The organism is Cobetia sp. MM1IDA2H-1 (assembly GCF_002916775.2).
Lineage (GTDB): Bacteria > Pseudomonadota > Gammaproteobacteria > Pseudomonadales > Halomonadaceae > Cobetia > Cobetia marina.
In genome coordinates, this window is record NZ_CM133225.1 from 1,583,974 (window position 1) to 1,603,604 (window position 19,631).

Here is a 19,631-nt window from a genome sequence, read left to right on the forward strand (position 1 = left end):
GGAAAGTCCCCGGCGACGCCAAGGGCCGCCGGGGCGCTTGTGGCAAGCATCCCGATCAGGTCAGGGACTCGTCGTAATGGCTGACCTTGTCGGTGATGGTGGTGAAGTCAAAGCGCGGCTGGCGGCTGGCGAGACTCATGATCACGCAGACCAGGGTGCTGGTGCCGTAGGCCGTGAGCGAGGCCAGCAGCACGGTGTAGTCACGCAGTTCGCCGGTCGCGAAGACGACCATGGCCAGCATGGCCAGCACGCCGGCGACCAGTCCGGCGATGCGACCGAGGAAGCCGAAGACCATCAGGCCGATGATGACGCCGCCACCGATGCTGGCGAGCAGCTCGAAGATCAGCCCACTGATACCCTCCAGCGGCACCCACTCGAAGCGCGCCATGCAGAACACCACCATGGCGACCAGGACGGAACTGGTGAAGGCCAGGTTGGTGATGCGATCCCAGAAGCAGCTGGCGATCACCGGGAAGACGATGGCGCCCCAGAGTGCGCCGACGAAGACCAGCATCACCAGAATATCCAAAGAGAAGCTGGCGAAGACGATCCCCAGCACGGTGGCGATGATCATCGTCAGACGCCCGACCAGCAACATGCGTCGAGGGTCGGCCTTGCCGCGGGCGATGTTCTTGCGGTAGACGTCCGCCATCATGATCGCCGAGAGTGCCGAGAGATCGGAGTCAGCGGTGGAGGACAGCGAGCCGATCACCAGGATGAAGAACAGGCGATGAAGAAGGGCGGCAGGTACTCCGACACCATCTGCGGAATCAGGTTGTTCATGTCGCCATTGAGCGGCTCGACCCCGAGGGTCAGCGCCATCAGACCGATCATCCCCAGACCGATCACGATGGCACCGTAGCCGACGGTAGCCGTGATGAAGGTCGGCTTGATGTGATCTTCATTGACCGCGAACAGGCGCTGGGAAATCGTCTGATTGCCGATGGCATACGCCAGCACGGCCACGAAGAAGGGCGCCCCCTGATTGAGGATGGCATCAGTCGAGAAGAAGTCGGCCTGTTGCGGCGTGACATGCTTGAGCCCTTCCACCAGCTCCGAAGGGCCCCCCATGGCAAAGAACACGGCCGGAATGATGACGATGGCGATGGCCATCAGTGCCACCAGCTGGGCGAAATCCGTCAATACCGAGGCGCGGAAGCCCGACCAGAGCGTATAGCACAGCACCCCGACCCCCGCCAGGATGACGCCTGTCTGGAAGGACAGCGGCGACAGCACCGAGACAAGCGCACCGGCGGCCGTGAAGTTGACCATCAGGCTGATGATGCTGCCCAGCACGTTGGAGAAGGCCAGAATCAGCTGGCTGCTCGAACCGTGGCGTGCATGGATCAGCTCGCCCAGCGTATGGGCGTTGGGGGCCAGCTTGCGGAAGCGGCGGCCGAAGGGATAGATGAACAGGATCATCAGCGCGCCCCAGAATCCATAGTGGATCGGGCCTGACACGCCATAGGTATAGCCGGAGGTGGCAGCGGCATAGAAGGAGGCGGCCCAGATCCAGGTGGCGGTCATGCTGGCGGCGCCCATGCCGAAGCCGACACGGTGGTTGGACACCATGAACTCGTCAGCATCTTCCTTTTTCTTGCGAATGGTGAGAGTGATCAGGTAGGTACCGCCATAGAAGGCGATCAGCAGGAGAAGAACGGTAATGGTCGAGAATTGATAGAGAGAGTCGTTGTTCAAGTACGGAGCCTCCAATGGATGACAGAACACCTGTTGACCTGAGCAGCGAGCTGTTCAGGAGTGCGGTGATGAGAGTCATGAAAGGAAGGTTCTGAGCCGTCTTGCCTTGAGATGGTTGTCGTGTCCAAGGCGTCTTCGTCTGGTGAACAGGCAGACCCTGTCACACTTGCGAGCTACGAGGTGTCAGCACTTTCCAGGGAAGAAAGTGCGGGGTGGCGGGCGTCGTGGCATGCACTTGCCCTCATCAGCGTAATGGATTCCCTCTCTTATCGATAATGTCGAGGTTTCGACAGTCTTTCGAAAATACTGGTGATCCAGTGGGTCGCGAGTCCTGGTGCTTTCGGTGAGCGTTAAGATTGAGTTAATGAAGGCTGCATACCTTAGTGTCTGGTTTGCGACATGTCCACCCTTGACAGATTCCAGCAGATCGCTCTCAGGTATTGCCTGAACTCCAGGTCCATAAAGACGGCGTCATGCCAGAGGTATCTGGCGTTTTATTGAATCTTCGTTCAATATAAATCAAGTGTAATTCTTGGTGTTTCAGGGCGTCAAAGTCTGTCATTTAATGTCATTGAACTGTGTGAATTCCCCTTATTTTTCTCGTGATGCCTCTCGGATCTTTGAGGGATTTTCTCTGCCTCATCGTGGGGTTTCATGTTGATGGATATTCAATGATTTCACACAAGTGATTGTTTTAAAGGTTGTTTGTCTATTATTTCCCAGCGTTCGGCCAGTTCTCATGAATACCGTGGTGTCTAGGAGGACGCGAGAGGAGTACGAAGAGAGGGCGTGAGGAGTGCGAGGAGAGGGCGAGAGGAAAACAAGAAAAAAATGAGAAGGCAGTCTCGACGGTTGTTCGCCACCTTTCTGGCCGATTAATCAAAAAAACCGCCCCCTGAACGGGAGCGGCAAGATGATGTTCTCAGTGCAGAGCACGTCACTGAGGGGCGTCTTCAGCCCGCCGGGCTCAGGATGCGGATATCGCCATCGGCGATCCAGTCACCGGCGTTGTCGCGGAAGCGCTGCATATGTTCGGTCTCACGGTGGGCCTGCAGCGCGTCGTGGGATTCCCAGGCTTCTACCACGGTGATGGTGTCGGGGCGTGGGTCGTTGTCCTTGTCGGCGGCGCGCTCGGAGTCCAGGCACGGGTGGTAGGCGTGGCAGCCATCTTCCTCGCGCACGGTGGGCGCGACGGCGCAGAGTTCATTGAAGACATCCTGAACGTGACCTTCCTTGGCGGTAACGGTGGCGATTACCCAGATCATCCTGGCTCCTTGTGACGGTGTTGACCGCAGTTGTGGCAGGGATTCTCGTGATGAGATGTCCTGACTATGTGGAGTCGTTTCTGGCCACTGCAAGGGGCGGCGGCTGACTGCCGGCATGATCTCGCGTGATGCGCACACCAAAGCGCCGGACAGCAGGGCTGTCCGGCGCAGTTGTCACCAGGCAATGATCCGTGATCGTGAGGGATCAGGCCGGGAAGGCGATCGATCAGGACGGGAAGGCGAACTGGGCGCCTTCACGCAGACCAGCGGAAGGCCAGCGCTGGGTGATGGTCTTGCGGCGAGTATAGAAGCGCACCGCGTCCGGGCCGTAGGCGGACAGATCGCCGAACAGCGAGCGCTTCCAGCCACCGAAGCTGTGATAGGCGACCGGCACCGGCAGCGGCACATTGATGCCGACCATGCCGACCTGGATGTGATCACTGAAGTAGCGGGCGGCTTCGCCATCTCGGGTATAGATGCAGGTGCCGTTGCCGTATTCGTGATCATTGATCAGCTGCATGGCGGCTTCCATCGAATCGGCGCGCACGACCAGCAGCACCGGGCCGAAGATCTCTTCCTGATAGCAGGTCATCTCCGGTGTGACGCCATCGATCAGGGTGCCGCCGACGAAGAAGCCGTTCTCGCCGCCTTCGACCTGCGGATTGCGGCCATCGACCACCACCTTTGCGCCTTGCTGCTCGGCGCTATCGATGTAGCCCACCACCTTGTCTCGATGCGCCGCGGTGATCAGCGGGCCGAAATCATTGCCCTTGTCGCTGTAGATACCGACCTTGAGGCCTTCCATCTGCTGCTTCATCTGCGCGATCAGCTTGTCGGCGGCGTCATCGCCCACGGCCACCGCGACGGACAGCGCCATGCAGCGCTCACCGGAGGAGCCGAAGGCGGCGCCATTCAGTGAGTTGGCCACGTATTCCATGTCGGCGTCCGGCATCACGATAGCGTGGTTCTTGGCGCCGCCGAGGGCCTGACAGCGCTTGCCGTTGGCGGCGGCGCGGCTGTAGATGTACTCGGCGATCGGCGTGGAGCCCACGAAGCTGACCGCCTGGATGCGCGGGTCATCCAGCAGCGTATCGACGGCTTCCTTGTCGCCATTGACGACATTCATGACGCCGGCCGGCAGGCCAGCCTCCATCAGCAGCTCGGCGATGAACAGCGTGGAGGTCGGGTCGCGCTCGGAGGGCTTGAGGACGAAGGTGTTGCCGCAGGCGATCGCCATCGGGTACATCCACAGCGGCACCATGGCCGGGAAGTTGAACGGCGTGATGCCGGCAACGACGCCCAGTGGCTGGAATTCGCTCCAGGAGTCGATGCCCGGGCCGGTATTGCGGCTGTGCTCACCCTTGAGCAGTTCCGGGGCGCTGCAGGCATATTCGACATTCTCGATGCCGCGCTGGAGTTCCCCCAGCGCATCGTGACAGATCTTGCCGTGTTCCTGGCCGATCAGGCGGGCGATCTCGTCGGCGTGTTCTTCCAGCAGCTGCTTGAAGCGGAACATCACTCGAGCGCGCTTGATCGGCGGCGTGTTGCGCCATTCTGGGAAGGCGGCCGCGGCGGCCGCGATGGCTTCCTCGACGGTCGCCTTGCTGGCCAGGCGTACCTGACCGCCGACCTCACCGGTGGAGGGATTGAAGATGTCCTGGGTACGGCCTTCGCTGTGATCGAGGTTGCCGTTGATAAGGTGACCGAGCGTTTTCATTGTTGTGAGCTCCATGAAATGACTTGCAAGAAAAAGGGCAGTGATGGGACTGGCGTCGATCGCCAGTCCGAACGTGATCGTCAGTCCTGAACGTGATTGTCAGTCTTAAGCGTCGATCATCAGTCCTGTGCGGCGAAGGCATCGCCCAGGGCATTGATCAGACGGTCCAGTTCATCGTGCTCGGTGATGAACGGCAGGCCCAGCTGGATGGTGTCGCCGCCGTAACGCACATAGAAGCCGGCCTTCCAGCAATGCATGGCGATCTCGTAGGGACGCCGCGCCGGCTCGCCGGGATAGGCCTCGACCTGCAGAGCACCGGCCAGGCCGTAGTTGCGAATGTCACTGATGTAGCGAGTGCCCTTGAGCTCGTGCAGCTTCTTCTCGAACACCGGGCTCAGTTCACGGACACGGGGGATGAGCTGGTCATTCTCGAGCACGTCGAGGGCCGCCAGTGCCGCGGCACACGCCACCGGGTGACCGGAGTAGGTGTAGCCGTGGGGAATCTCCATCATGTAATCGGCGCCGCCGTTGTCCATGAAGGTCTGGTAGATATCGCCCTTGACGACCACGGCACCCATCGGCACCGCGCCATTGGTAAGCTGCTTGGCGACATTGAGGATGTCCGGTGTGACACCGAATTCCTCGGCGCCGCTCATGGCGCCCATGCGCCCGAAGCCGGTGATGACCTCATCGAAGATCAACAGGATATCGTGCTGGTCACACAGCTCGCGCAGTCGCTTGAGGTAGCCCACTGGCGGCGGCAGCACGCCGGCGGAGCCTGCCATCGGCTCGACGATGACGGCCGCGATGTTGGAGGCATCATGCAGCGCGATCAGCTCCAGCAGCTCATCGGCGCGCTCGGCACCGGTCTGGGGCATGCCGGGGGTGAAGACATTTTCCTTGAGCAGGGTATGCGGCAGATGGTCGGCATCGACCCCCTGGCCATAGAGCGTGCGGTTGGCGCCGATGCCGCCGACGCTGAAGCCCCCGAAGTTGACGCCGTGATAGCCCTTGCTGCGACCGATCAGCTTGGTCTTGGTCGGCTTGCCTTTCTTGCGCCAGTAGGCGCGCGCGATCTTCAGTGAGGTATCGGCGCTTTCGGAACCTGAGCCGGTGAAGAAGACGTGATCCAGCCCCTCGGGCATCAGTCCCGTGATGCGATGTGCCAGCTCGAAGGCCTTGGGGTGGCCGTACTGGAAGGATGGCGCGTAATCCAGCTCGCGCAGCTGTGCGCTGACCGCTTCGGCGATCTCCGGGCGGCAATGGCCGGCACCGCAGGTCCAGAGACCCGACAGGCCATCGAAGATCTGGCGTCCCCGGGAATCCGTGAAGTAGGCACCCTGCGCCTTGGTGATGATGCGTGGGTCCTGCTTGAACTGCCGATTGGCCGTGTAGGGCATCCAGTAGGCGTCAAGTTGTTCCTTGCTCAATCCTGCCTGGGCGGAAGGGGATGTGTCGAAGGCGGTCATGATGTCTCCCGAAGAGTGCTGTTGTTGTTGGATCTCGGCTCCTGTCTGGCTAGATTAGAAAGCCCTTTTGATAAGATAAATGCCGTTGTCTTTATCTTCAGGAAAGCATTTACTTAACTTTCCATGTCGTGGAACTCAGGAGGGCAGACCATGCGCAAGGACGGCATGAGAGGACAGCTTGGCGATGCCGATCTGCGCTTGCTGCGCATCTTTCGCAAGGTGGTGGAGTGCGGCGGTTTCTCGGCGGCCGAGATCGAGCTCAACATCAGTCGCTCCGCCATCAGCATGGCGATGAGTGACCTGGAGACGCGGCTTGGCCTCAAGCTCTGCCAGCGGGGTCGCAGTGGTTTCGCGCTCACCAATGAGGGAAGAGACGTCCATGAAGCCGCGATGCAGATGCTGGCAGCGGCGGAAGGCTTTCGCACGCGCATCAACGGACTGCACGCCTGGCTCAAGGGCGAGCTGAACATCGGCATCACCGACAACCTGGTCACCATGCCGGAGATGCACATCACTCACGCCCTGAGCGCGCTCAAGAAGCACGGCCCGGAAGTGAAGATCAACATCCGCATGATCCCGCCCAATGAGATCGAGCGTGCCGTACTGGATGGGCGATTGCATACCGGCGTGATCCCGACGCTCAAGACGCTGCCGGGACTCGAGTATCGCTCGCTCTACGAGGAAACCTCCTGCCTTTACTGCGCGCGGGGCCATGTGCTGTTTCGCGAGCCCCGGGAAGGCGACACTCGCGCGCGCGGACGCCCGGTGGGGCAGGAGGAAATACGCCAGCATGATGCCGTGCTGCCTGCCTACGCGCAGACACCCACGATCAAGGCGCTGCATGAGCCACTCAGGGCATCCGCCTCGGCGACCGACCGCGAGGGCATCGCCTTTCTGGTGCTCTCCGGGCGTTATCTCGGCTATCTGCCCACCCACTATGCCGAGCGCTGGGTGCGCGATGGCCAGATGCAGGCGCTCAGCCCGGTGGCCAACTCCTATGTCACCTATTACAGCGCCATCACGCGCAAGAGCCGCGCGCCCAACCTGGTGCTGGAGCGTTATCTGACCGAGCTGGACGCCCTGCGCCAGGCGACACCGACACGGAAAGCGCCATCTACCCAGGAGGGCCGGTCATGAACCAGCACCAGGGGAAGTGGGCCATCCAGGGGCGGGGAGACTGTCGGGGTCATCAGGCGCGGTGAAGCGGATGACCTATTCGTTGTCGTCGTAGTGAATGATCGACAGCAGCTGAATCGGGACCTCGTTCAACTTCTCGGGGCCATGCGGAACGCCGGCATCGAAGGCCAGGCTGTCGCCGGGGCCCATCTCATAGAACTTGTCACCGTGGCGATAGGTGAGATGTCCTGACAGCAGGTAGATGAATTCATGTCCGGCATGGCAGAAGTTGGGGAAGACTTCGCTGGCATCATCCATGGTGATCAGGAAGGGTTCGTAGCGCTTCTTGGGGCCCTGCTTGTAGCTCAACAGTTGATAGGCATGGCCGACTTCCGTGCCGGTGCGTACCACCTGCATGCCTTGCCCGGCCTTGATGTGCTGGGCACCACGCCCATTGACATCGTAATCGCTGAACAGCTTCGAGATCGGCAGACTCAAGGCATTGCACAGCTTGTTTAGGGTATCGAGACTGGTGGACACCTGGGCGTTCTCCACCTTGCTGATCATGCCCTGACTGACACCGGCGATACGCGAGACGTCAGAAATCTTGTAGCCCTGCGAGACTCGCTGCTGCTTGAGCGCGCGCGCGATGTGCTGCTCGAGTCCCAGGCGTGTCTCGTCGGCTGCCGCCGTGATGGTGTCTTTCCTCTCTGACTGCGCAGCGGGGTCGGTCGCTAGTTCACGGGGCAGAGTGTCGGAGCTGTCCTGTTCCGACTTCTCGGAGGGAGCGGGGGATTTTCGCGGCATGATGACTCCTGTAGCGGAGAGGGTGGCAATGGGAAGGGGGTGGCCGGCGAGGACGCGGCATGCCCTTGTGAGGCATGCGGCGCATCGGCTCGCGAGCGGGGTATGGCGTGACATTACCAACTTTGCCGTCAACCCTCATCCTTGATGTCTGCCAAGGGGGCGGGAGTACCTTTCGAGAGTCCTTCTCAATCACCTGGCCTGGGTGTGAGGCAAGAGGCCTCCTCGACGTCACGTCGAGGAGGCCTCTTGCGTCTTGCGTTCGCAATGCGTCCTGCCACTTCACCCGGTTGTCACTGCAGGTCTTGCAGTGCCCGACATGGTGGGTGTGCTCAGCCGCGCGCCAGTCGCTTGGCCTTTTCCGGATCATCGAAGGGCAGGGAATGGCTGATGGCCGAGAGGCTGGTCTCTCCGTCAGTGCCGGTCTTGAGGGTCAGCGGAGTGCCATGCTCGGCATAGCCGGGTTCGAGACGTGCCAGCGCCATGGAGCGATCGCTCAGGCGCGAGTACATGCCTTGGGTGATGACACCGACACACTTGCCGTCGGCGTAGATCTTGTCACCGATCTGGGCGACGTCTTTCGAGTCCAACAGCACGCCATAGACCTTGACGCGCTCCTTGCCCTGCAGCGCGAAGTGTTCGCTGGCGCCACGGAATTCGCTCTTGCCCGGGGAGACGGTGAAGTCCAGGCCCAGCTCCCACAGGGTGTCGCCCACCGGCTGGTCGGGATACGGGTAGGTTTCGGAATTGTCCGCCGGGTAGAACAGCAGGTGGCTCTCGACCCGCAGCCAGTCAAGGGTGCCGAAGCTGCACGGCTTGATGCCCATGTCGGCGCCATCTTCGAGAATCTGTTCCCACAGAGAGGGAGCGTCCTTGGCCTTGCAGAAGATCTCGTAGCCACGCTCGCCGGTGTAGCCGGTGCGCGAGATCATCACGTGGTAGCCGAACAGCTGGGTCTGCAGATGGTGGAAGTAACGCAGCTCACGGATGCCCGGCACATGACGCTCCAGAAAATCCACCGCGACCGGCCCCTGCAGTGACATGTCATGCATGTCGTCATCGAAGGTCAGGCTGACGGCGCGCCCCAGGGCACTCTTGGCCAGCATTTCATTCGCGGTGCCCGTGCCGTGCACCACGAGGTAGGAGTTCGGCGCCAGGCAATAGACGATGCAGTCGTCGACGAACTTGCCGGCCTCATTCAAGACGCTGGCATACACCGATTTGCCCGGATACAGCTTGGACATGTCCCGCGTGGTGACGTAATCCAGCACGGCCTGGGCGTGCGGGCCATTGCAGTGGATCTTCTTGAGTCCCGAGACATCCATCAGACCGGCGCGGGTGCGGATGGTCTCGTGGTCATCGGCCGTGTCCGAGACGGCGTAATTCCAGGCAGTGCCCATGCCATTCCAGTCTTCCAGCTCCGCGCCCAGCTTGCGGTGTTGTTCGGCCAATGCCGAGATGCGCCATGAATTCGCCATGCGTCCCTTTCTCCTGTGAGTCGTGCTGCCTAGCGTAAGTGGGTGGTGCCGTAGTCCTGCTGGTGCTGGCGGAGATGGCGCGCAAGACGCGCATTCGCCGCAGGAGGTGTTGTTGTTCTGTTGCCTCTTCAGGCGCCTCTTCAGGCGCTTCACAAGGGCTTGTGCCTGCTGCTTGCCTTGCCTGATCGCATGAGTGTCGATTCTTGAAAGGAAAGAAACATTCCTCATGGTTAAGCAAGGGGCTTGCCAATTCCGTCAAAGGCCATGGCCACGGCAGCCCTTGAGCGAGTCAGGCGCCGATTGGCAGCACGAATTCGGGCGTGAATATTAGCGTTTTGCGTCATGCTGGTGCGAAGAGAGGGCTTTGGGCACCGAAATGATGCCTATTTCGAGAAACGAGCAGGAATTCACTCAGGATCACTTGGCATTTCCTGTGGGGTAAAACGAGCTTGGAAAATAAATTTCCATGCAAAACAGGAAGTTGATGAAAAGTTCTGGGCAGCAGCTGGCGAAATGGCATGCTGCATGCTTTTCTTTGGGGGAAATAAAGTTGACCAGCAGGAATCACAAAAACTCGTTTCATCCGCTATCTTGACGTGGCGAGTCACCACAAGGGGTCAGGTTTCCCGGGGTGGCAGACAGTGTCGAGGGAGATGGAACCCGGTCCGCTCTCAGAGGAAACCCAGATGTCACCCGAAAACGCGCAACAGTTCATCAAGGATCACGACATTCGCTATCTGCTGGCGCAGTTCGTGGATATTCACGGCGCCGCCAAGACCAAGTCCGTGCCGGCCAATTGCCTGATGGATGTGGTCGAGAAGGGCGCCGGCTTTGCCGGCTTCGCCGTCAGTGGTCTCGGCATGTCGCCGGAGGGGCCGGACTTCATGGCGCGGGGTGATCTGAGCTCGTTGTCGCTGGTGCCGTGGCAGCCGGGTTATGCGCGCATGGCCTGTGATGGCTACGTCAATGGGCAACCGTTCGCCAACGACAGCCGCGTGGTGCTGCTCAAGCAGCTGGAGCGCCTGAAGGAGAAGGGCTGGACGCTCAATAGCGGGCTGGAGCCGGAATTCTCGCTGTTCCGCCGGGGGGAAGCGGGTGAGCTGTTGCCGGTGGACGAGAGCGATACCCTCGCCAAGCCCTGCTACGACTACAAGGGCCTGTCGCGTTCGCGTGAATTCCTCGAACGTCTGGTCGAATCGCTGCAGGCGGTGGACTTCGACGTCTACCAGATCGATCACGAGGACGCCAACGGCCAGTTCGAGATCAACTACACCTACAGCGATGCGCTGACCTCGGCAGACCGCTTCACCTTCGTGCGCATGGCCGCCGGCGAGATCGCCAATGACCTGGGCATGGTGTGCTCCTTCATGCCCAAGCCGCTGGCGGACCGCCCGGGCAATGGCATGCACTTCCACCTGTCCGTATGTGATGACACCGGACGCAACCTGTTCGGCGATAATTCCGACGCCCAGGGCATGGGCCTGTCGTCGCTGGCGTACCACTTCCTCGGTGGTCTGCTGGCGCATGCCCCGGCGCTGTGTGCCTTTGCCGCGCCGACCGTCAATTCCTACAAGCGTCTGGTCGGGGGTGGCAGCACCAGCGGCGCGACCTGGGCGCCGGTCTTCATCGCCTACGGGGACAACAACCGCTCGGCCATGGTGCGTGTGCCTTACGGTCGCCTCGAGTTCCGCCTGCCGGACGCCGGCTGCAACCCCTATCTCGTGCACGCCGCCATCATCGCGGCGGGGCTGGATGGCGTGGCGCGCAAGCTGGACCCGGGCACGCCCCACAACATCAATCTCTACTCGCTGACCCCGAGCGAGTGCGCCGAGAAGGGCATCGAGACGCTGCCGCAGAATCTGGCCCTGGCCATCGATGCGCTCGAGGCGGACAGCATTCTGCGCGAGAGCCTGGGCGAGGGAATCTGCGCCGAGTTCATGCGCCTCAAGCGCGAGGAATGGCTGGATTACAACGCACAGGTCAGTGCCTGGGAAGTCCAGCGCTACGCCGAATTCTTCTGATCTCATCCGGCGGCGCTCGCGGATCTCGCGGGTCATGCCAGACGAGGGTCGCCACTGTCACCACCACGTTCAAGACATCAGGCAGGAGACGCCTCCTGCCCGTGAGAGGACATCACCATGTGTGGAATCGTAGGGCTTTATCTCAAGAACCCGGCGCTGGAATCGCGCCTGGGGGAGCTGTTCGAGCCGATGTTGATCGCGATGACCGATCGCGGCCCGGACAGCGCCGGCTTCGCCATCTATGGCGACGAATTTGACGCTGGCATCAAACTGACGCTGCAAAGCGATGGTGCCGATGAGGATTGGGAGGCGATCGCCAAGGGCCTGGGCGAGCAGGTCGGCACGGTGGCGGACTGGTTCAGCAATGCCAGTGTCGCGGTATTCAAGATCGCCGGAGAAGAAAGTGCCGTGCGCGGCTGGCTTGCCGACAGCGCCCCGCAGATTCGCGTGCTGAGCGTGGGGCAGAGCATCGAGATCCTCAAGGCGGTGGGCCTGCCGGCCCATATCGCCAGCCTCTATGGCCTCAAGGGCATGCAGGGCAGCCACATCATCGGCCATACCCGCATGGCGACCGAAAGCGCCGTGACCCTGCAGGGCAGCCACCCGTTCTCCACCGGGCGTGACCTGTGCCTGGTCCACAACGGCTCGCTGTCCAACCACAACTGGCTGCGCACCAAGCTCAAGCGTGAAGGCATCAGCTTCGAGACCGACAACGATTCCGAAGTCGCCGCCGGCTACCTGACCTGGCGTCTGGAGCAGGGCGACAGTCTGGAAGCCGCAATCACCGGCGCCCTGAAGGACCTTGATGGCTTCTTCACCTTCACCATTGGCACGCGTGATGGCTTCGCCGTGGTACGTGATCCGATCGCCTGCAAGCCTGCCGTGATCGCCGAGACCGATGACTACGTGGCCATGGCCTCGGAATACCGCGCCCTGGCCAGTCTGCCGGGCATCAAGGATGCCCGCGTGTGGGAGCCGGAACCCGGCCGCCTGTATCTGTGGGAAAAAGACACCGCCCGTTCGGAGGCCGCGTAATGATGAAGACTCACGATCTGGCCGTTGATGGGCTGCGCGAATTGAACCAGGCCCTGCACGATGCCGATACCCTGAAGGACGCGCGCGAGTGGCGAGTGGTCAACTCCGACGGCGCCCACAACATCGCCTGCGGTATCAATGATGACATCAGTGTCGATATCGATGGCCACGCGGGCTACTACTGCGCGGGCATGAATCAGAAGGCCAGCATCACCATCCACGGCAATACCGGGGTGGGGGTGGCGGAAAACATGATGTCCGGCTGCGTGCGGGTCAAGGGCGATGCTTCCCAGTCCGCGGGCGCGACCGCCCACGGCGGCCTGCTGATCATCGAAGGCAACGCCTCGGCGCGCTGCGGCATCTCGATGAAGGGCGTCGATATCGTCGTCAAGGGCAACATCGGGGCCATGAGTGCCTTCATGGGCCAGGCGGGACGCATGGTGGTCTGCGGCGACGCCGGTGAAGGCCTCGGCGATTCGCTCTATGAAGCGCGACTCTACGTGAAGGGCACGGTCGCATCGCTGGGCGCGGACTGCATCGCCAAGGACATGCGTGCCGAGCACCTGGAAGAACTGGCGGAGTTGCTGGCGAGTGCCGGAATCGATGAAGACCCGGCCAGCTTCACGCGTTATGGATCTGCGCGTCAGCTCTATCACTTCAAGGTCGACAACGCCTCAGCCTACTGATCAGGATGCCCAACATGACTGACGAAACTCAAACACAGCCTTACAACCCGGCACTGCGGGAATCCGCCACCTTCGGCCGCGATGTCATCCATGAGATCCAGCGCGCGGCGGAGACGGGAATCTACGATATCCGTGGCTGGGGCGCCAAGCGCAAGGTGCCGCATTTCGATGACCTGCTGTTCCTCGGCGCCAGCATGTCGCGCTATCCGCTGGAAGGCTATCGCGAGAAGTGCGAGACCGAAGTCGTGCTCGGCACGCGCCATGCCAAGAAGCCGGTGGTGATCAGCACGCCGGTCACCATCGCCGGCATGAGCTTCGGGGCCCTGTCCGCCCAGGCCAAGGAAGCCCTGGGGCGTGGCGCCTCGGAAATCGGCACCTCCACCACTACCGGCGATGGCGGTATGACCCCGGAAGAGCGCGGCCAGTCCTCGCGCCTCGTCTATCAGTACCTGCCGTCGCGCTACGGCATGAACCCGGACGACCTGCGCAAGGCCGATGCAATTGAAGTCGTGCTCGGCCAGGGCGCCAAGCCCGGCGGTGGCGGCATGCTGCTGGGCCAGAAGATTTCCGAGCGGGTCGCGGGCATGCGCACCTTGCCACAGGGCATCGACCAGCGCAGCGCCTGTCGCCACCCGGACTGGACCGGCCCAGATGACCTGGCGATCAAGATTGCCGAGCTGCGCGAGATCACCGACTGGCAGGTGCCGATCTACGTCAAGATCGGCGCGACCCGCACCTACTACGACGTCAAGCTGGCGGTGAAGGCAGGCGCGGATGTCATCGTGCTGGATGGCATGCAGGGCGGCACCGCCGCCACCCAGGATGTCTTCATCGAACACGTCGGCATCCCGACCATGGCCGCCATCCCCCAGGCCACTCAGGCACTGCAGGAGATGGGCCTGCATCGTGAAGTGCAGCTGATCGTCTCCGGCGGGATTCGCAACGGCGCCGATGTCGCCAAGGCGATCGCGCTGGGTGCCGACGCCGTGGCCATCGGTACCGCCGCCTTGATCGCGCTGGGCGACAACCATCCGCGCTACGCCGAGGAGTATCAGAAGCTGGGGTCCGCCGCCGGTTTCTATGACGACTTCCAGGATGGCAAGTGTCCGGCCGGTATCTCCACCCAGGACCCGGAGCTGAGCCAGCGACTGGACCCGGTCGCGGCCGGCAAGCGTCTGGCCAACTACCTGCGCGTGCTGACGCTGGAAGCCCAGACCCTGGCACGTGCCTGTGGCAAGTCACACCTGCATCATCTGGAACCGGAAGACCTGGTCGCCCTGAACGTGGAAGCTGCGGCCATGGCCCGGGTGCCGCTGGCGGGCACCAACTGGGTGCCGGGCCAGGGCGGTTACTGATGGCACGATCTCTATCGTGCGTGTGCCATTGCGCATGAGAGCGATCGTGCATGGCTGCCATTGCGCATGATTGTCATGGCAAAGCTGCGAAGCCTTTTGTCAGCAAGATCGCCGCAATGTTGTCCAGGCAAAATGTCGCAATGACAAGAACTCTGCTCCGGTTGATGTAGAAAAATATGACCTGACGATATTGAGTTATCAAAGCGCCTCACCCTTCGGTGAGGCGCTTTCTTTGGTGGTGAGTACAATCAAGGAAAAAGGCCAATATCATGCAAGCGAAAGTGCATCAGAATGCTGACGGTGGAGAAGCGCGTAGTGTCGTGTCGATTGCGAGATCGTGATTCTCCAAAGATAAATTTTTCCATTCTTTCAGCATCTTGAAGACATTAAATGAGAAATATGTCAGGCGTAGCGATTGGCTTATGAGGTGAGGTTGGGTCAGGGCAATAATGGTGAATTCAAGCCGATATTCATGAGCTTTGTGTTCTGTTTTGGTGCGTGAATACCTCTATTGATTGTTCATATGTGAAATGGGGTTTTCAGACGATTTTGCCGGGCATGCGGGGTAATAATTTTGCCGTCAATGGCACGAAATATGCTCAAGAAATGGAGTGGTAGTCGGATGCACGTCATCGTCAAGACGGCGGCATTACAACAAGGACAATTTCTCAGAGCAGGGTCGTGTCATGAAAAGCCCGCAATCATCCTCTGTCACTGCCGGGATTCGAAGTCGGCAACACTATCCACGCATCGAGGCGCTGCCCGATGCCCAACGGTATCTGGTGGCATGCCAGTCTCCCGAGAGCCTGCCAGGCACTGGAGAGGCGGCGGGCAACGCCCGTCAGCAACTGCAGATGCATTGTCAGCTGATCAGTACGCTGCTGGGGCAGCTCGGTAGCCGCGAGGTGGGAGGCGCCGTGCAATCCGCTCCGGCAACAGAGGCGTTGCCCACGGGGCCCGCCGACAGCGCCCGCCTGCATCGCTGGTACGACGTCGATGATCGCCCCCTGGCCTGCGATGCGCTGGCGGGTGCCATCGGCGAGGTAGGCGCGGCGGGATGTCTGATCATCATCGGCAGTGAGCATTTCGTGTGGCAGGTCGCCAATCTGGCTCAGCAGCAGGGTCTGTTGCTGGATGACATGGTGATGCTGCCGGTGGCTGCTCTGGGGCGGCATGTGTTCTGCGTGCACTGTCAGCAGGTCAGTGAGCACGTCATCCACTCACCGGCGGCCTGTGATGGCTGTGGTTTGATGCTGGAAGTGCGTGATCATTTTTCCAAGCGTCTCGGCGCCTACATGGGCGTGCGAATCGATGCGGAAGCCCCGGGAGAGATTCCCCCACAGGAGGAGGTGGCACCATGTCTCGCTTCATGAAGGCGCGGGTCGCCGCGGTCGATCAGCTCAGCAGCAGCGTGCGCCGTCTCACTCTGGTGCCTGCCGATGAGGCCTCACCCTTCACGCTGTTCTCACCGGGCAGTCATGTGGTGCTGGGCATTCCAGGAGAAGGGCGGGTGTGTCGCAACGCCTATTCATTGATCAGCCCGCCGGATGATCCCTCGCAGTACTGCATCGCGGTGCGTCGTCAGCCGGTCTCGCGTGGGGGCTCCGAAGCCATCCATTCACGCGTCAAGGTCGGTGACGAGCTGGAGCTCAGCCCGCCGGCCAACCTCTTTCTGCCGCACTGGCAGGCGCGTCACCACCTGATGCTGGCAGGCGGCATCGGCATCACGCCGTTTCTCTCCTACCTGCCGGAGCTGGAGAGTCGTGGCGCCAGCTGGGAGCTGCACCTGCGCAGCCAGGACCTCGATGTCGCCCGCTTCCCGGAGGCCGCACCCTATCTGGCGAGTGGCAACATCACCCAGCACCGTCTCGAGCGTCCGAATCTCAAGGCCCTGCTGGCGCGTCAGCCCGCCGGCACTCACGTCTATCTCTGCGGCCCGCAGGCCATGATCGATGCCGTGAAGGACGCGGCGCGCGAGCTGCACTGGAGTCTCGCGCGCATCCATCACGAGGTCTTTGCCGCCCCGGAGCCGGGGACTCCCTTCATGGCCGTGGCGCGTGGCAGCGGTGTGGAAGTGGCGGTCGGTGCTCAGGAATCGATGCTGGAAGCACTGGAGCGCAGCGGTGTCGAGGTCACAAGCCTGTGTCGTGGCGGCGTCTGCGGACAGTGTCGGGTCGAGATGCTGGAGGGGGAGGCGGAACACCGTGACTCCTTCCTCGATGAACAGGAGCGGGCCAGTCAGCGCTGCGTGATGCCCTGCGTTTCCCGGGCACGCAGCCAGCGGCTGGTGCTGGATCTCTGAAACCGTCTTTCGCGAGATGGACCCCCAAGGAGCAGGAACATGCAATTTTCCCCGCGAGATGACCAGGCGTTCCATGGTCAGTTCACCTTCAAGAATTCCGACTACGCCATCCAGCGTTTTCCCTTCCCGTTCCCGGAAGATGAGTACCGTTACTCGGTCAATATCGAGCCGCATGTCTTGCCGGGCAAGCCGGGTTCCATCACCGAGCACATGCTGGATATCGATGAGCACTATCTGAGCGAGATCGCCGAGCGTGAGCGGGTGCTGGCCAAGGACCCCAGACGCTGCCTGGTGATGCCACACATGCAGCCGGCAGCCTGGGACTTTCTCGAATTCGTGATGACGCACTACGCCCGGGACTATCCGCAGGCCTTCAGTTTCGAGCGCGACGGCGATGACTGCGTGTGGCGCAACCATCTGCTGGGGCTGGAGCAGGCCTTTTGCATGGGTGATGACACCAGCCTGCCACTGCCGCCACTGGACTATATCGGCCGTCAGATGCAGGGCGATATCGCGCTGCTCGACCAGCGCGACGGTGACCTCTTTATGGACGCCGGCATGATCACCTGTCCGGCGGACTGGTCACTGGCCTTCGATGCCGGCATGAGCTTCAAGCAGTGGCATGGTCCGGTGCCGCTGGCGCATGAGATGGGCGTGTTCGATCGCGCGCTCAAATACCTGTGCGCCATCCAGGTCGGCGGGCCGGTGCGACGCCTCAACTGGACCATGACCATCCATCCGCGCATGGACAGCTCCCCGGAGACCTATGCCGAGTGGGGCAGTGATCGCACCACCATCACCGCCGAAAACGCCGGTCGTGATGTGCATCTGCGCGTCGAGCTGCAGACGCTGGTGCGCATGCCGCGCAGTCATGCGCTGTTCTTCGGTATCCGCACCTATCTGATCAGCCTCGAGGACCTGTGTACCAACCCGGTCTGGCAGTCGCGCTTGTTGAAGGTGCTCAAGACCCTGCCGGCGGAGCTGATCGACTACAAGGGGCTGACGCGCTATCTGCCCAGCGTGCTCGAGTGGCTGGAAGCCCGCGAGGCAAGCGTTGCGGCCAAGGCCGAAGCGACGGCGCAGGCAGCGGTCTAGGCCACGTTGCGGGCAAGCCGCTCTGGCTAAGAGCTCCTGATAAAGAGCTCTTGATAAAGAGCTCTCGGCACCGAGGGCGTGATAGGGCATGGATCGCAAGCCGCTGACGAAAGCGCTTGCGAATAACAACAAAGGGGAAACGCTGGTGAATATCGATGTGCTCCAACTCAGCTACGCGCTGGATACGTTCTACTTCCTGATGTGTACCGCGCTGGTCATGTTCATGGCCTGCGGCTTCGCGATGCTGGAATCCGGGCTGGTGCGCTCCAAGAATACCGTCGAGATCCTGACCAAGAATGCGCTGCTCTACGGCATCGCCTGTCTAGTGTTCCTGGTGGTGGGCTACAACGTGATGTATCCCGGTGACAATGCCATCAGCAGCGTAATTCCGGGGCTGTCGTTCATGCTCGGCGCTGACAATACCCTCAGCGACATCAGTGCTGGCGAAGGGGCGGCCTATTACTCCAGCATGGCGGACTTCATCTTCCAGGCGGTGTTTGCCGCCGCGACCATGTCCATCGTCTCGGGGGCCGTGGCGGAACGCATGCGTCTGTGGCCGTTTCTGATCTTCGCGGTGGTGATGGTCGCGGTCATCTATCCGGTGGAAGGCTACTGGAAGTGGGGCGGCGGTTTCCTGAATGCGATGGGGTATCAGGACTTCGCAGGCTCGGTGGTCGTGCACATGGCGGGCGCGGCGGCGGCATTGGCGGCGGTGCTGCTGGTCGGTCCGCGCAAGGGGCGCTACGGCGTGGACGGCAAGGTACGTGCCATTCCGGGTGCCAATCTGCCGATCGCCATGCTGGGCATGTTCATCCTGTGGATGGGCTGGTTCGGCTTCAATGGCGGCTCGATGCTCAAGATCGCCAGTCTCGATGATGCCAACAGCGTGGCGCGTATCTTCGTCAACACCAATGCCGCGGCCTCGGCAGGGATGGTGGCCGCGGCGCTGCTGTCACGTGCCATGTTCGGCAAGACCGACATGACGATGGTGATGAACGGTGCCCTGGCCGGTCTGGTCTCGATCACCGCCGAGCCGTTGCTGCCGTCTGCCGGCCTTGCGGTGCTGGTCGGTGCGGTAGGCGGCATCATCGTGGTGCTGTCGGTGGTGGGACTGGACCGTCTCAAGATCGATGACCCGGTCGGTGCCATCTCCGTACACGGCTCCGCCGGCCTGTGGGGCATCATGGCAGTGCTGTTCTCCAATCCGGACGCCGCGTTCGGTACCCAGATCCTGGGCACGCTGATCATCTTCGCCTGGATGTTCGGCGCAAGCTTGGTGGCGCTGCTGGTGATCAAGAAGGTCTGTGGTGGCCTGCGTGTCAGCGAGGAAGAGGAACTGGAAGGCATGGACATGCACGAATGTGGCATGGGGGCCTACCCGGAGTTCGTCAACATGTCCTCCCCGTCACAGGGAGAAGGCACTGCGTCCGGGCATGCCGGCAAGGCGAGCGCTGCAGTCCCGGCTGCGGTGCTCAAGGGGGCGGCGCGTTGAGCCTGCCCCCCCCCAAGTGCTGGAGTCTCAGAGTTTGATGTGATGAGCCCCGCCAGCATGTGACACGAGAAGGCCCGCCAATTGGCGGGCCTTCTCGT

The 19,631-nt window shown here is 61.6% G+C and carries 14 protein-coding genes and 1 pseudogene; 9 read left to right on the plus strand and 6 right to left on the minus strand.

What is annotated here, in order from left to right:
- Window positions 1–55: 55 nt before the first annotated feature.
- The 4 genes and pseudogenes from BOH68_RS06790 to BOH68_RS06805 form a co-directional block, all read right to left on the minus strand.
- A pseudogene (locus BOH68_RS06790) lies at window positions 56–1,698 on the minus strand (sodium:solute symporter family protein).
- Window positions 1,699–2,651: 953 nt separating this feature from the next.
- Complete coding sequence (locus BOH68_RS06795) at window positions 2,652–2,963, minus strand: putative quinol monooxygenase (protein ID WP_043332154.1); 312 nt, start codon at window positions 2,961–2,963, stop codon at window positions 2,652–2,654.
- 226 nt (window positions 2,964–3,189) lie between these two features.
- A complete protein-coding gene (locus tag BOH68_RS06800) occupies window positions 3,190–4,680 on the minus strand; it encodes a CoA-acylating methylmalonate-semialdehyde dehydrogenase (RefSeq protein WP_077377102.1) in 1,491 nt (496 codons plus the stop codon).
- 119 nt (window positions 4,681–4,799) lie between these two features.
- Window positions 4,800–6,149: an aspartate aminotransferase family protein gene (locus BOH68_RS06805; RefSeq protein ID WP_077377099.1), complete on the minus strand. Its 1,350-nt coding sequence runs from the start codon at window positions 6,147–6,149 to the stop codon at window positions 4,800–4,802.
- Window positions 6,150–6,299: 150 nt separating this feature from the next.
- Between BOH68_RS06805 and BOH68_RS06810 the strand changes: the two genes are divergently transcribed.
- Window positions 6,300–7,286 carry a LysR family transcriptional regulator gene (locus BOH68_RS06810; protein WP_077377096.1) on the plus strand — a complete coding sequence of 329 codons (987 nt, stop codon included), beginning with the start codon at window positions 6,300–6,302 and terminating at the stop codon, window positions 7,284–7,286.
- Window positions 7,287–7,361: 75 nt separating this feature from the next.
- Here the strand turns inward: BOH68_RS06810 and BOH68_RS06815 are convergent, their stop codons facing one another.
- Both BOH68_RS06815 and BOH68_RS06820 read right to left on the minus strand, forming a co-directional pair.
- On the minus strand, window positions 7,362–8,072 hold the full coding sequence (locus tag BOH68_RS06815; protein ID WP_077377093.1) for a helix-turn-helix domain-containing protein: 711 nt from the start codon (window positions 8,070–8,072) through the stop codon (window positions 7,362–7,364).
- Window positions 8,073–8,401: 329 nt separating this feature from the next.
- Window positions 8,402–9,547, minus strand: a complete 1,146-nt coding sequence (locus BOH68_RS06820; protein WP_077377090.1) for an aminomethyltransferase family protein — start codon at window positions 9,545–9,547, stop codon at window positions 8,402–8,404.
- Between the two features lie 686 nt (window positions 9,548–10,233).
- Here BOH68_RS06820 and glnT point away from each other — a divergent pair.
- The 8 genes from glnT to amt all read left to right on the plus strand — a co-directional run bounded on the left by glnT (window position 10,234) and on the right by amt (window position 19,533).
- Complete coding sequence (gene glnT, locus BOH68_RS06825; protein WP_077377087.1) at window positions 10,234–11,568, plus strand: type III glutamate--ammonia ligase; 1,335 nt, start codon at window positions 10,234–10,236, stop codon at window positions 11,566–11,568.
- A gap of 117 nt (window positions 11,569–11,685) precedes the next feature.
- Window positions 11,686–12,603, plus strand: a complete 918-nt coding sequence (locus tag BOH68_RS06830; RefSeq protein WP_077377084.1) for a class II glutamine amidotransferase — start codon at window positions 11,686–11,688, stop codon at window positions 12,601–12,603.
- Window positions 12,603–13,289, plus strand: coding sequence for a GltB/FmdC/FwdC-like GXGXG domain-containing protein (locus tag BOH68_RS06835; RefSeq protein WP_258038285.1), 687 nt, complete (start codon window positions 12,603–12,605; stop codon window positions 13,287–13,289). The genes BOH68_RS06830 and BOH68_RS06835 overlap by 1 nt, the downstream gene beginning before the upstream one ends.
- A gap of 14 nt (window positions 13,290–13,303) precedes the next feature.
- Window positions 13,304–14,644 (plus strand): FMN-binding glutamate synthase family protein, encoded by a 1,341-nt coding sequence (locus BOH68_RS06840; RefSeq protein ID WP_077377081.1) that lies wholly within the window; start codon window positions 13,304–13,306, stop codon window positions 14,642–14,644.
- 686 nt (window positions 14,645–15,330) lie between these two features.
- The gene (locus BOH68_RS06845; protein WP_139345467.1) at window positions 15,331–16,017 is read left to right on the plus strand and encodes a dimethylamine monooxygenase subunit DmmA family protein; all 687 of its coding nucleotides are present in this window, start codon (window positions 15,331–15,333) and stop codon (window positions 16,015–16,017) included.
- Window positions 16,002–16,946 (plus strand): PDR/VanB family oxidoreductase, encoded by a 945-nt coding sequence (locus BOH68_RS06850; RefSeq protein ID WP_077377075.1) that lies wholly within the window; start codon window positions 16,002–16,004, stop codon window positions 16,944–16,946. Before BOH68_RS06845 ends, BOH68_RS06850 begins: the two co-directional genes overlap by 16 nt.
- 39 nt (window positions 16,947–16,985) lie before the next feature.
- On the plus strand, window positions 16,986–18,041 hold the full coding sequence (locus tag BOH68_RS06855) for a heme-dependent oxidative N-demethylase family protein (protein WP_077377072.1): 1,056 nt from the start codon (window positions 16,986–16,988) through the stop codon (window positions 18,039–18,041).
- A gap of 145 nt (window positions 18,042–18,186) precedes the next feature.
- On the plus strand, window positions 18,187–19,533 hold the full coding sequence (gene amt / locus BOH68_RS06860; protein ID WP_219815823.1) for an ammonium transporter: 1,347 nt from the start codon (window positions 18,187–18,189) through the stop codon (window positions 19,531–19,533).
- The last annotated feature ends 98 nt before the right edge of the window (window positions 19,534–19,631 follow it).

Coding starts and splice junctions, on each gene's coding strand:
- BOH68_RS06855 (WP_077377072.1), top strand. CDS start 16,986: ATGCAATTTTCCCCGCGAGATGACCAGGCGTTCCATGGTCAGTTCACC.
- BOH68_RS06830 (WP_077377084.1), top strand. CDS start 11,686: ATGTGTGGAATCGTAGGGCTTTATCTCAAGAACCCGGCGCTGGAATCG.
- BOH68_RS06810 (WP_077377096.1), top strand. CDS start 6,300: ATGCGCAAGGACGGCATGAGAGGACAGCTTGGCGATGCCGATCTGCGC.
- BOH68_RS06835 (WP_258038285.1), top strand. CDS start 12,603: ATGATGAAGACTCACGATCTGGCCGTTGATGGGCTGCGCGAATTGAAC.
- glnT (WP_077377087.1), top strand. CDS start 10,234: ATGTCACCCGAAAACGCGCAACAGTTCATCAAGGATCACGACATTCGC.
- BOH68_RS06800 (WP_077377102.1), bottom strand. CDS start 4,680: ATGAAAACGCTCGGTCACCTTATCAACGGCAACCTCGATCACAGCGAA.
- BOH68_RS06845 (WP_139345467.1), top strand. CDS start 15,331: ATGAAAAGCCCGCAATCATCCTCTGTCACTGCCGGGATTCGAAGTCGG.
- BOH68_RS06820 (WP_077377090.1), bottom strand. CDS start 9,547: ATGGCGAATTCATGGCGCATCTCGGCATTGGCCGAACAACACCGCAAG.
- BOH68_RS06795 (WP_043332154.1), bottom strand. CDS start 2,963: ATGATCTGGGTAATCGCCACCGTTACCGCCAAGGAAGGTCACGTTCAG.
- BOH68_RS06805 (WP_077377099.1), bottom strand. CDS start 6,149: ATGACCGCCTTCGACACATCCCCTTCCGCCCAGGCAGGATTGAGCAAG.
- BOH68_RS06815 (WP_077377093.1), bottom strand. CDS start 8,072: ATGCCGCGAAAATCCCCCGCTCCCTCCGAGAAGTCGGAACAGGACAGC.
- BOH68_RS06840 (WP_077377081.1), top strand. CDS start 13,304: ATGACTGACGAAACTCAAACACAGCCTTACAACCCGGCACTGCGGGAA.
- BOH68_RS06850 (WP_077377075.1), top strand. CDS start 16,002: ATGTCTCGCTTCATGAAGGCGCGGGTCGCCGCGGTCGATCAGCTCAGC.